Origin of the sequence: Streptomyces sp. M2CJ-2 (genome assembly GCF_016757295.1) — a bacterium.
Taxonomy (GTDB): domain Bacteria; phylum Actinomycetota; class Actinomycetes; order Streptomycetales; family Streptomycetaceae; genus Streptomyces.
Window position 1 is genome coordinate 1 of record NZ_JAESIF010000113.1, and the last position, 11,404, is coordinate 11,404.

General features: G+C 68.5%; 12 protein-coding genes and 4 pseudogenes. 12 read left to right on the forward strand and 4 right to left on the reverse strand.

What is annotated here, in order from left to right; genetic code table 11:
- The 8 genes and pseudogenes from JL475_RS36260 to JL475_RS40845 form a co-directional block, all read left to right on the forward strand.
- A pseudogene (locus JL475_RS36260) lies at positions 1–75 on the forward strand (NADPH-dependent F420 reductase); the annotation flags it as partial.
- A 714-nt stretch (positions 76–789) separates the two neighbouring features.
- Positions 790–1,767, forward strand: a complete 978-nt coding sequence (locus JL475_RS36265) for a transposase family protein (protein ID WP_307825294.1) — start codon at positions 790–792, stop codon at positions 1,765–1,767.
- A gap of 181 nt (positions 1,768–1,948) precedes the next feature.
- Positions 1,949–2,563, forward strand: a complete 615-nt coding sequence (locus JL475_RS36270) for a recombinase family protein (RefSeq protein WP_237409276.1) — start codon at positions 1,949–1,951, stop codon at positions 2,561–2,563.
- 1 nt (position 2,564) lies between these two features.
- On the forward strand, positions 2,565–3,974 hold the full coding sequence (locus JL475_RS36275) for a S1 RNA-binding domain-containing protein (protein ID WP_202282453.1): 1,410 nt from the start codon (positions 2,565–2,567) through the stop codon (positions 3,972–3,974).
- Positions 3,952–4,551 carry a hypothetical protein gene (locus tag JL475_RS36280; RefSeq protein ID WP_202282454.1) on the forward strand — a complete coding sequence of 200 codons (600 nt, stop codon included), beginning with the start codon at positions 3,952–3,954 and terminating at the stop codon, positions 4,549–4,551. The genes JL475_RS36275 and JL475_RS36280 overlap by 23 nt, the downstream gene beginning before the upstream one ends.
- Before the next feature lie 85 nt (positions 4,552–4,636).
- Positions 4,637–4,945: a hypothetical protein gene (locus JL475_RS36285; protein WP_307825295.1), complete on the forward strand. Its 309-nt coding sequence runs from the start codon at positions 4,637–4,639 to the stop codon at positions 4,943–4,945.
- Between the two features lie 419 nt (positions 4,946–5,364).
- Entirely contained in the window at positions 5,365–5,682 is a 318-nt protein-coding gene (locus tag JL475_RS36290; protein ID WP_202282455.1) for a hypothetical protein, read from the forward strand.
- Positions 5,683–5,738: 56 nt separating this feature from the next.
- Positions 5,739–6,097 (forward strand): annotated as a pseudogene (locus tag JL475_RS40845) (hypothetical protein).
- Positions 6,098–6,530: 433 nt separating this feature from the next.
- Here the strand turns inward: JL475_RS40845 and JL475_RS36295 are convergent.
- On the reverse strand, positions 6,531–6,815 hold the full coding sequence (locus JL475_RS36295) for a hypothetical protein (protein ID WP_202282456.1): 285 nt from the start codon (positions 6,813–6,815) through the stop codon (positions 6,531–6,533).
- A 202-nt stretch (positions 6,816–7,017) separates the two neighbouring features.
- Entirely contained in the window at positions 7,018–7,980 is a 963-nt protein-coding gene (locus JL475_RS36300) for a transposase (protein ID WP_237409278.1), read from the reverse strand.
- A gap of 67 nt (positions 7,981–8,047) precedes the next feature.
- Here JL475_RS36300 and JL475_RS36305 point away from each other — a divergent pair, with 67 nt between their 5' ends.
- The 3 genes from JL475_RS36305 (at position 8,048) to JL475_RS36315 (ending at position 10,014) form a co-directional block, all read left to right on the forward strand.
- The gene (locus tag JL475_RS36305) at positions 8,048–8,455 is read left to right on the forward strand and encodes a RidA family protein (RefSeq protein ID WP_202282458.1); all 408 of its coding nucleotides are present in this window, start codon (positions 8,048–8,050) and stop codon (positions 8,453–8,455) included.
- An 87-nt stretch (positions 8,456–8,542) separates the two neighbouring features.
- Positions 8,543–9,277 (forward strand): translation initiation factor IF-2, encoded by a 735-nt coding sequence (locus tag JL475_RS36310; RefSeq protein WP_202282459.1) that lies wholly within the window; start codon positions 8,543–8,545, stop codon positions 9,275–9,277.
- 170 nt (positions 9,278–9,447) lie between these two features.
- Positions 9,448–10,014, forward strand: a complete 567-nt coding sequence (locus JL475_RS36315; RefSeq protein ID WP_202282460.1) for a hypothetical protein — start codon at positions 9,448–9,450, stop codon at positions 10,012–10,014.
- Between the two features lie 167 nt (positions 10,015–10,181).
- Here the strand turns inward: JL475_RS36315 and JL475_RS36320 are convergent, their stop codons facing one another.
- Positions 10,182–10,376 carry a hypothetical protein gene (locus JL475_RS36320; RefSeq protein WP_202282464.1) on the reverse strand — a complete coding sequence of 65 codons (195 nt, stop codon included), beginning with the start codon at positions 10,374–10,376 and terminating at the stop codon, positions 10,182–10,184.
- Between the two features lie 70 nt (positions 10,377–10,446).
- Here JL475_RS36320 and JL475_RS36325 point away from each other — a divergent pair.
- A pseudogene (locus JL475_RS36325) lies at positions 10,447–10,722 on the forward strand (transposase); the annotation flags it as partial.
- A gap of 322 nt (positions 10,723–11,044) precedes the next feature.
- Here the strand turns inward: JL475_RS36325 and JL475_RS36330 are convergent.
- Positions 11,045–11,404 (reverse strand): annotated as a pseudogene (locus tag JL475_RS36330) (IS5/IS1182 family transposase); the annotation flags it as partial.

Consider the following 11,404-nt stretch of genomic DNA (forward strand, 5'->3'; position numbering starts at 1 on the left):
GCGCTGGTCGCCAACCTGATCTCCGTCAACCGCCGCTACAAGGCACACGCCGGGCTCCGCGTCACGGACGTATGACGTCCCGGGCGGCCCCGCACCGGGCCGCCCGGAAGACGTGCCCAGGCCCCCGCGATCCGGCTGTCCAGGTCGCGGGAGCGCCCCGGCCCCGGTCACTGCATCGCCGCCGTGATGCTGCTCGGTTCCGTACAGCGCCGGCCTGGGACGGGCCGAGGCCGTCCGGTACGCGCACCGCCGGCCGCCACCGCGACCCCTGCCCGCTCCGGGACAGCCCTGACAGCCGAATCCCCACCAGCGAAAACGACTTCATCCGTACGGCGGTGGTCGGACCTTTCATCAGCGTCTCCAACGGCACCCCTCGGGCCCGGTGACACTCCCCAGGTCATGTCTTCGCCAGGGGGTAACAGTCGTGCCGGGCCCGGAGGCCGGCGGCCCTCTTGCAGGACCGCGAAGAACATGATGGGGGCGCTGAGCACCACCTCGGCCTCCTCTGCTGCGGAGACGGCATCAAGGGCAGCGGTGTACTTCGCGTCTCGACCGCGCAGCAGGAACCGCGGTGACCGGTCGCCCCGGTCACGTGCAGTCTGCGGGTGCCGTGCTCCAGGAACGCCATGGCGTACAGACGCTTCCCCGGCACGGTGTCGGAGGGGAGAAGTCCGCGGCCACGATGCTGTCGGCCTGCGCGGTCAGGAAAACGCGCCACGTCAGGCCGGTGCGGCGTGGGGCCGGGTCGAGGCCGGCGGCATTGAGGATTTCCCACACGGTGGGCGAGTTGTGAAGCTGACCTGGGCCCGTACGGCCTGTACCCATCCTGCCCTGTCCGGGGTCTCCCGCGCACATTTCGGGGAGTTGCTCGAAGAACTCGCCCCGCCCTGGGCGGCGGCCCGCGCGTCGGCCCTGCACGTGATGAGGGGCGGTGCCCGCAAGCGGGCCGAGGGTGCCGGACGCAAGCCGCGCCTGGTGTTCACCGACCGGCTCGCGGCCACCCTGGTCCACCTGCGGCTCGGGCTGCCACATGCCGCCCTGGCCGAGTTGTACGGGGTGGACCGCTCCACCGTCTCCGCCGCGATCCGCGAGGTCAGAGCCTTGCTCACCGCGTGGGGCTTCGCCATCCCCAACCGCCCCGGTCTGCGCATCCGCACCCTGGACGACCTGTTCGCCAACGCAGATGCCGAAGGCGTCGACATCCGGCTCGACGGCACGGAAGTCCAGGTCCGACGCCCGCGCGCGGGCCGCCCCGGACGCAAAGCCTTCGTCTCGGGCAAGAAGAAGCAGAACACGATCAAGACCACCACATTCAGCGACCACCAGGGCCGCACCCTGTTCTCCGGCGTCGTCCGCCCGGGCCGCATGCACGACCAGACCGCTGTGCGTACCGAGGGCATCGCCGAACAGTTCCGCCTCCACCCCGATGTGCACGCCGAGGTCGACTCCGGCTACCAGGGTCTGGCCAAGGAGTTCCCGTCCCAGGTCAGCGCCCCGCCGAAGAAGCCGGCCCAGGACGCTCCCGACGGCGACAAGCGTGCCTGGCGCGAGGCGCGCAGGCGGCAGTCATCGGCCCGCGTCGTGGTCGAACACACCAACGCCGAGTACAAGCAGTGGCCTCCGCTTCAGCGCTACACCGGACGCCGCGAGGACTACGAGCAGACCCACCTCGCCATCGCCGGCCTGGTCTCCGACCGCGCGGCCCGACGCACGACCCGTCGCCTCACGAGCACCGAACTCGTGCCCGTTCGCGCGACGGCCTGCTGAATCACCCACCAGCCGAACCGCCGGTCCAACACGACCCGACCCCAATTTTCCCCAAGGTCGTCAGCCGTGTCCGTTCGAGGAACCCCCGACGAACATCATGATCTTGCTTGACGGGGGCGATCGACCTGCGCTGACGGCGTCTCGTTCAGGGTGTCCGGTGATCTGTACGTTGAGCGGGGGCTTGTCGTACGCTCCGGGCGCGAGTGAACGTGTCGGCTATGCGAGATGCAGTCTGGGCAAGCAGGACCTCACCGCCCAGCGCGAGATCCTGCTCGGCTTGGACGTCCCGGAGCACCGGATCTACCTGGACCGCGGACTGACCGGGAGCAACCGCGACCGGCCGGGCCCGGCGCAGGCTCTCGCGACGGTGCGCGCCGGTGACATCCTTGTCGTTCCGAAGCTCGTCCGCCTCGCACGCTCAGTGCCCGACGCCCGGGACATCGGCGACTCGCTCACCGCCCGCGGCGTCAAGCTTTCGCTGGGAGGCACTCTGTACGACCCCGCCGACCCGATGGGTAAGATGTTCTTCAACATCCTGGCCACCTTCGCCGAGTTCGAGGTCGACCTGCTGCGCATGCGTACCCGCGAAGGCATAGCGGTGGCGCGGGCCAAGGGCAAACTCAAGGGGAAGCAGCCCAAGCTCACCGTCCGCCAGCAGGCACACCTGGCCCAGCAGCACCAGTCCGGCGAGCACACCATCGCCGACCTCTTCTCCGTCAGCCGTGCCACGGTCTACCGCGTCCTTGAACGCCACCTGACCTCAGCAGCAACGCCTCCGACCTCCGTGGGGCAGTGAAGTGCTGCCCTACGTACACCGGGTCACCAAGTACGCCCCGGCCGACCGCGATCAGCACGGCCACTACTCCGGCTCCGAGCCAGCGGTCAGCGACCACGGATCAGTCGAAGCCACCTACCTGCAGGCCGTCGCCGCCTTCGCCGAGGACATCTGCGTCGACCGGCTGGCCGTCCGCGAGCCGCAGATCGGCGGCTTCGCCCAGTTCGGCCTGGAACTCGTCCGGGCCATGCTCCGCGACACCGGCGCCTGGTGCCGCCTGGAGGCGGAGGGAGCATTCGCGGTGCACGTCCGCTGGGACCAGTACCTCTACGTCGGCAGCAGCCGTCCCTGCGAAGCGGCGCCGGCCCGCACCCGCTCGCTCGGCCTGTTCCCGGAACGCCCGGACGCATCGCCGTACGACTTCGCCTCCGACGACCCCCTGCACGAGCAGCGCCCGGCCGATGGCGACTTCTGGGCCCGCCTACGCTGGACGGTCAGCGCCCACCGCGCCACGTTCCTGGAGGAGACCTACGCCGCGAACGCCTCCCGACGGCACCGCCTCACCCGCGACAACATCGAGGCGGTGCGCGCCCAGCTGACCCCTCGCGCCCAGCTGTCGGTCTGGCCGGACCTACTCACCGACGTCGACGCGGCCGTGGCCTCGCTGCCCGAGGAGGGCCTGGTGGAAATCCTCTGGGAGGATCAGGCAGGGCGGATCACCAGCACGGTCGCGGACGACACCCAGTTCGAGGCAGTGACCTCCCAGATCACCGGTACGTGTGCCGCCGGCGACGTATCCCCGGCTACCGATGAGCGGCGTCCGCTGTTCACCGCTGTACTGCCCGACAACGACGGTGTTCTCCGCGCGCGCTGGCAGACCGAGCCGACGCCCAGCGACCGGGACTGGGCGTTCCTGAAGACACTACGGCGCGGCCAGGTCGTCACCGGCACGGTGACGTCCATCGCCAGCTTCGGCGTCACGTTCGTGGACATCGGCGGCTTCACCGCGATGATCAACATTCCGGAGCTGTCCTGGCGGCCGATCAACCACCCGTCCGATGTCGTCAGCGTCGGCCAGCAGATCACGGCCGAGGTCCTCGATGTCGACACGGTCCGGGAACGGGTTCCGCTGTCGCTCCGAGCAGTGCAGGAAGACCCGTGGCCCCAGGTAGCGCAGCGGATCGGACAGGTGGTCACCGGACCGGTCACCAAGATCGTGCCGTTCGGCGCCTTCGTGCGCATCGAAGACCGAGAGGATGGCTTCGAAGGGCTCGTGCACACCAGCGAGATGGATAAAACGACCGGAGACACCGTCGAGGTCGGCGACGCCCTTACCGTGAAGATCATCGATGTCGATCTCGCCCGGCGCCGCATCGCCTTGTCTCAGACGCAGGCCCGTAGGTCCCGCCATGAGGGAGATCGCCATTCCTGACGAAACGGCTGCCCCCACGCCCAAGGACGACACCCTCGGACCTGCCTGGTGGGCAGAGGACCCCGAGCGCTGGGACCTCCTGCAGTTCGAAGCGGCCCACGACGAGGCCGGCCTGCCCCTTGACCGGTGGTGGAAGGACCGCAGGGACGTCATGGACGCGCTCATCCTCACCCCAGGACCGGTCGACCACGACTTCGCCCGATTTCTGCTGGCCCAAGAGACACGGTTCCACCGCCACTGCTGGGGCTTCAGCCACACCATCGAGGCCGCCGCGCTCCTACTCACCGAGCACCGCCGACCCGATGACGTCTGGCACCTGTGGCAGGCGATCACCGCCAGCTTCGACACCTGGTGCGGCCTGCCCCATCGGCTGCTGCTCGCCGGGGGAGGAACGACCCGCACGATCGCCTACGTCGTCGGCTCCGGCCACGAACAACGGGACAACCTGCTGGGACACCTTCAGGAACTCCCAAAGGCGACCGACGACGAGGTCACCGCATTCCTCGCGGAACGCCGCCGCTACTATGCCGACGTCCTCCGCGAGCCGGGCACTACCCCGGAGCCCGGCGATGACTGAGGAGCAGACCGGCGACGCCCCCGTCGGCTCCGGGCGATGTCGCCGCCTGGGTCGCGCTCGGGACGACGGCAGTCATCATGGACCGGTGACGATGTGGATGCGCTGCTACTGGGACGAGGAAGTCATCTGGTACTACTTCGAGGTCGATGCCGAAGGCTGGGTCATCCGGCAGGTCGAACTCCAAGGTTCTGAGCTGGCCCCGATCACAGCTGCCTCCCTTGAAGAGTGGCAGCGAGCCCAGCGGGCAGGTGGCCTGGCCGAGTACGAGAAGAAGTTCGGAGTCACCGCAGAACTCCCTGTCTCGCAGTGGGAGGACTACGAACCTGATCAGCTGACCTCACAAGAGTTCGAGGAAGTCTGGGATGCAGCCCGTCAGGAGATCGCAGCCCGCTGACCTCTCGTCCCTTGGGGGCTTCTTGACGTTGTTTCGGCATGACCGCAGCTCTTTTCCGCCCCGTCCGAGCCGTCGACGCCGACTGTCGGGGTACGGGCTCATCCGCAGAACGAAGTACGAGATCACCTACACAGTGCCGGCGGCGGTGGCCCCGGTGCGTTCGACGATGCCCCGCAGGGTCGTAATGCCGGGATGGAGACGTGGTGGGACGCGCTGCCGGAGTCGGTACGCGAGCGGGTGGACGGTCTCGTGCTGCGCGATGACCGTCTGCGGGCAATCCGGGTCACGAGGGAGGCCGTGCAGGCCCTGGAGGAGGCCCCGGCGCCGCGACCTGGCCTGTACGACTGCCAGCGTGCGGTGATGGCCCGGCATCAGGAGCCGGCCGGTCGGCTCGACCGCGCCCGGCACCACCGCGGGAGGTGGAGACGCTGGCCACCGGAATCCGCCGGCTGCCCGGGCGCCTGGCCGCGCTGGAGGCGGTCTGGGACGGGGACACCGACGGCTGGTTCGTGGTGCTCATCGCCGTCCTCGACGATCCGCAGCACGAGGTCGACCTGGCCTGGATCCGTCACGGGTCGGACCTGCGGGTCCTCAACGGGCAGGTACCGCCCTGGCCGGAGGCGCAGGAAGTCATGGAAACCGGCACCGCCCTGGCAGAACACTTCAACGTGCCCTTCCCCTTCGCCGGCCCGCACCAGTCCGACAACGAGGCACCCCGCTGGCGGACCACCCTCTGACACACCGCGCCCCGGTCGTCGGCACTGTGTACGTGACCTTGTATTTCGCTCTGCGGATGAGTCCGTACCCCGACACTGACCAGCTCCTCGACCTGGAACAGGAGGCCGCCAGCGGCTCCCGGTCGGCTGGCTCCAAGAGCACCTCGCCGCAGAGGCGACTCATTACCTGTTCCCCACATCCGTGCACCGGCTCCGCCACCGTCCCGAAGTTTCGCCACAGGGGAGGTGCCAACTGCTACTGACCGTCAGCACCGGCGAACAGATCTGGGGGTCTACTCGGCGTCCTCCCTGACACCGTCGACAAGATCCCGGAGACCTTGGGCGCTGAGTCCAAGAGGGACATCGTCAGCCGCATCGAGCACGCCGTGACCAGCGCGAATGGGCGGAGCGGATGAGGGACCGACGCTGTTCCTGAAAAGGCCACGGACCTGACGCACAGGCACGTCGGACAGTGCTGCGGTCCTGCCGCAGGCCAGATCATGATCCTTCTCAGCGCCGAATCCCGTACCGGAACTACTCGGCCCTGACGACCGCGAGCTACCAAGAGGCCCTTCTCCCATGCACCCGCACCGGCCGACTCACCCGAACCAGGCCCCTGTTCGAACCCGATCGACTCCATGAACGGACAGGGAACAACCAGTCAACGGCCCATCGCACAGACGTTCTTCAGTGACCGTCGCACGGGTCGTCATCCGCAGGTATCGGCTTGGTGTCCGCCGCCAGGCAGGAGGAGTACACCCGTGGCGGCGTGGGCCGCGGCTCCGGTTCCGACGTAGCGCCCACGGTAATGATCACCCCGGCACCGACGATGGCCAGCCCTGCCATCACGGTGAGCCAGGTGCCCCGGCTCACCGATCGCCTCCGAAGTGGTTGCGGAGTTCCTTGCTGCAGTCGTCCTCGGTGCCGACCTGGGCGCGCGAGAAGGTCAGCACTCCGTCGTCCTTGCCTTCCTGCTCGGCTTTGGCCAGCTGCCTCTCGATGTCCGCGATGTACTCAGCGCACTCGGCGCTGACGGGCTTCTCAGGCTGCGGGTCCGGAGCCGAGGAGGCGTTCAGTTCGGCGGTGACGGCCGCACACAGCACCGCCCAGGTGGCAACCCACATGCGGCGGCTCGTCCCTATCGGCTTCGGCATCCAGGCATCCTACGATCACCACGGCGGGCTGACGCCGAATCACGGCTTCCTCATCGACGAGACCCCAACGACGGGGCCAGCCGACATCGCCGACGAGGGCGACGGTGTCCGACCGAGTTGATCGGAGGTGTCTGTCCGCTTACGGGCTGTCCCGCGATTGAAGCTGGGGCGTGCTGGCCTGGGGGTTTGGCTGAAGGGTGGTTCAGCAGGTGGTCGTGTGGACGTGCACGAGCTCGGTGCTCGGCCGACGGCGGGTGGTGCGTTTGGCGGCGCGGTCGGAGACCGGGGCGGCAATGGCACGGTGGGTTTCGCCATAGGTCTCGCGGCGTTGGGTGTACCGCTGGAGCGGGCGCCACTGGCGGTGTTCGGCGTTGGCGTGTTCGACGCAGATGCGTCGGGAGGACTGGCGGCGTTTGTGCTCACGCCAGCCGTACCGTTCGGTCAGCGGCGCGGTGTCGTCGTCGAGGCCCTTCGGTTTGCGGGGCGGGGCCGATACCTGGCCGGGGAACTCGTTCGCGAGACCCCGGTAGCCGTCGTCGACTTCGGCTTTCACGGCTGGGTGCTGGCGGAACTGCTCGGCGATGCCCTCAGTGCGCACCGCGGTCTGGTCGTGCATTCGGCCCGGCCGTTCGGCTCCCGACCACAGGGTGCGGCCCTGCTCGTCGCTGATGGTGGTGGTCTTGATGGTGTTCTGCTTCCGCTTGCCCGAGACAAACGCCCGCCGGCCCGGTCTGCCCCCTTTCGGGCGGCGGACCTGGGTCTCCATTCCGTCGATCCTCAGCGTGATGTCCTCGGCTTCGGCGTAGGCGAACACGTCCTCGAGCGTGCGCAGCCGCACCCCGGGGCGGTCCGGGACGGCGAAGCCGCGCGCGGCGAGCAGCGGACGGACCTCACAGATCGCTCGGCCGATGGTGGACGAGCCCACCTCGTAGATCACCCCCAGGGCCTGGTAGGTAAGTCCAGTCCGCAGGTGGACCAGCGTCACCAGCAGCCGGTCGACGAAGACCAGCCCGTACTTCGGGCCGGCCCCGGCCTTTCGCCGGCGGGCACCCTTGCGACGTTCGTGCCGTCCGGACTCGCACCGCGCCTCCCACCGCGGCCCGAGTTCGGCGACCAACTCACCCAGGTGTTGGTCCGAGATGCCGCAGAAGGCAGGATGGGACATGGCCGCACGGGCCTGACTGGTCATCACAACCCAGACAACTCACGCGGCCCCTCCTACCGTTCCCCGCATGAGCGAGCGACGCGCGATCCTCAGCGGATCGACCTACGAGGAACAGATCGGCTACGCCCGAGCCGTGGTCGACGGCGACTGGGTGCACGTATCCGGGACGACCGGCTTCGACTACCGCACGATGACCATCTCGGACGACGTCGTCGAGCAGGCCGAGCAGTGCCTCCGCACCATCGAATACGCGCTGAAGGAAGCGGACTGCACCTTCGCAGACGTCGTCCGGGTGCGTTATCTCCTCCCCGACCGCGACGACTTCGAGCCGTGCCGGCCCTTGCTCCGCGGCCGCCTCGGCGACGTTCGGCCCGCCGCCAAGATGATGGTCTGCAGCCTCGCCGACCCCCGGATGAGGATCGAGATCGAGGTATACGCCCGCCGCCGGAACCTTACGGAGTGCGCCCACGTCTGATCGCCGCACCGGCTGAGTACGATCGCCTACGCCGGTCTGAGTACGCGAGTGGTTGCCCGCCGCGCGCGGCGCCGGAAGGGTGGACGCATGCGCCGACTGCTGCTGCTCGCCCCGCTGTTGCTGCTCACCGCCGGCTGCGGGGTGGTCCAGTCCTCCGAGGACGAGGCGACGGACGCCGCACGGGAGGTGGCCAGGAAGGCGGGCGAGCGGCTCTACGGCCAGCGTCCGCGCACGGCGGAGGAGGTCGGGCGCTCCGCTTCCGGCATCGACGGGGTGGAGGTACTGCGGGTGACGGGTACCTCGACACACGACGGGGACGGCGTCGACGTGGTCGTCCGCACGTCCGGCTCGGTGTACAACGGATGGCTCGACCCTCAGGAGGTCGCCGTGCGGCGCTGTTTCGCGGTGCGGGTGTCGCCCAAGTCGGAGTGGCGTGAGGATCCCCGTGACGTGGACTGCCCGGACGGCCCTCCGCTGACCTTCGCCCCGCCGCCCGAACCGCCCCGGCTGCCGTACGAGGAGCTCCGCGCGAAACTTCCCCGGGTGCCGGAGGGCGGCCGGGTGGACGAGGCCGAGGTGCGCCGTACGCTCGCCGCCCTGCACCTGCATCCGGCGATCCGTACCGAGGTGAAGTCGGACGGCGGCCGGGTCGGCGTTCTCCTGTCGGTAAAAGGCAACGGCTTCGACGCTCAGGACTGCCTTCTTGCCCGCGTGGGCCCCGGCGCCACCGAGGTGTGGATGCCGCCCCGGATCCAGCGGATGCCCGGAGAAGGCGGCTGCACCGTCGGCAACGCCCTGGACCCGCTACCGCCACCGCACTGAACGGGGACCCGGACCAAGAAGAAGATGGCACGAATCATGACCGCCTACCCGTCGGCGTCGAAGGACTGCCCGACGTCGTGACGCACCCGGCCGTACGAGGATGACACCCGGGGACCGGCGGGCGGGACGTCCCGCCCGCCGGTCCCCATCCGCAGCGACAAGGACACCCCATGCTTCCCCCGCACCGCATCCGTGAACTCCTGCGCGAGCTGGACGACCCGGCACACCTGGAGGTCCCCGCCCACTACGACGTCCCGGCCGCCCGTCAGCGCTTCGCGCGGCTCGCCGACGCCCTGGAACGACGCTTCGGGCCCTCCGTGACGGTGGGCGGGGCGCAGGACGCCAGCTTCTACGGATACGTCTCCGTCCCCGCCCCGGCCTCGGGGACGGACCGGCCCCTGTGGGTGCTGATCAGCAACTTCGGCCCGTTCGTGACCACCGGCACGGGCAGGGACTGGGGGGTGCCCGGCTGTGAAGAGGAAATCGACGACGCGTTCGTGGCCTGGCTCGACGAGCTGTGTACGGAGCTCTCTTGCGTCTACGTGCCCGTCGAGCTGCTGCTGGAGCCGTACGACGGACCGAGCCGTCTGGAGGATGAGGAGATTCCCGAAGAGGTCCTGGCCGCGCTCGCGGCCGAGTCCGACAACGAGAGGGAAAACGAGAGGGAAGGGAAGGAAGAGGAAGAGGAAGAAGAGCTGCCCGTGGCCTGGTGGGACCGGTACTTCCAGTTCATGTGAGTTCCGCCTGACTGACCGACAATGTGCAGGTGCGCGGCCGCACTTCACCATCACGCCCACGCCCGTGCCGCACATGGCCTGGTACCGGCGAAAAGCCGCCTGCACCTTCCTCGCCGCCTCCGCGATGTCGCCCATCGCCTCTACCGTCCCTCAGAAGCGGACCGGGGTCATGAGTGGAAGTACTCAGGACCCCGGTGGGTGGTCAGTGCAGGAGCGGCGAACCGGTCGGCTTCCACGCCTGGGCACCCTTGCCCGCCGTCTTCGGTGTCGTAGATGACGGTGGCGTCCGACGAATACCACAGGCCCTTGTTGAGCGTGGCGGACGGAGCCGTGCACGTCCGCACGGCGACCTTCAGAGTCACACACCAGCCAAACCTCAGGCCGGCACACCCCAATCAATCGCGGGTCAGCCCATTAGTGATCACTGATGCGATGTGGGGCCGGTTCGAGCCGCTGATGCCGGCCGATCCGATCCGGGGACGATGACGGGCCGACCACCACCGCATGCTCGAGGCCATCGCATGGAAGTACCGCACCAACTCGCCCTGGCGGGACCTCCCCGACGAGCTCGGCTCGTTTCAGACCGTTCAAAAGCGGTTGAGCAGATGAGCCGCCGACGAAACCTGGGAGAGGATCCTCGCCGCCATCCTCGCGGCAGCGGATGCCGTCGATGACATTGGCTGGACCGTGTCGGTCGATTACACCGTCGTGCCGGGCACTTCGGCGCTGCAACTGGCCCGGAAGCGGAGAGTGCAGCCCGCCCCAAGGGTGGCCAGCTACTTGATCACGGCGAGGAAGCCTTGGGTGCTCCCAGGGGAAACGAGTCGTCTTGTGCCCCTTTATGTGCCTGATGTGACGTCAGATAAGTCGGCATCTGATCAGTATCAATCCCCGGTCTTTCCGAAATGGCTGGGTTGCGTCCTGGGAAGTGGTGTACGGGCTCCCACCTGATCCGGGCGTATGGCCCGGCGTCGGAGTGAGTGTCCGGATATGAGAGGGCGTTCAGCGTGGACGGATTGCCGCTTATGACCTAGCAGGCTCCTCGCCAGGCTGGTGTGGTCTCGTCCGTTAGGCGCTTGGCGAGGTTGTCGATCGAGGCGAGGCGGATCATGGCTTCGGGGCCGGCGGCAAGGGTCTCGTAGGCGCGGGCGAGCCGGCGGTGCATCATGATCCAGCCGATACTTCGCTCGACCACCCAGCGCCTTTTCACGACGTGGAAACCGCGAACTCCGGGGTCTCTGTCGACGACCTCGACATCGATTCCGAGCTGCGCTCCGCGCTCGACCACGGCGTTCCTGAAGCCGGTGTCGACCCGGCTTTTCGTGATGGTCGGATACGTTTCCTTGGCCTGGTCAAGAAGTCGTGTCCCCACGGCGTTTTCGGAGAGGCC

Coding starts and splice junctions, on each gene's coding strand:
- JL475_RS36280 (WP_202282454.1), top strand. CDS start 3,952: ATGAGGGAGATCGCCATTCCTGACGAAACGGCTGCCCCCACGCCCAAG.
- JL475_RS36295 (WP_202282456.1), bottom strand. CDS start 6,815: ATGCCGAAGCCGATAGGGACGAGCCGCCGCATGTGGGTTGCCACCTGG.
- JL475_RS36300 (WP_237409278.1), bottom strand. CDS start 7,980: ATGTCCCATCCTGCCTTCTGCGGCATCTCGGACCAACACCTGGGTGAG.
- JL475_RS36305 (WP_202282458.1), top strand. CDS start 8,048: ATGAGCGAGCGACGCGCGATCCTCAGCGGATCGACCTACGAGGAACAG.
- JL475_RS36310 (WP_202282459.1), top strand. CDS start 8,543: ATGCGCCGACTGCTGCTGCTCGCCCCGCTGTTGCTGCTCACCGCCGGC.
- JL475_RS36315 (WP_202282460.1), top strand. CDS start 9,448: ATGCTTCCCCCGCACCGCATCCGTGAACTCCTGCGCGAGCTGGACGAC.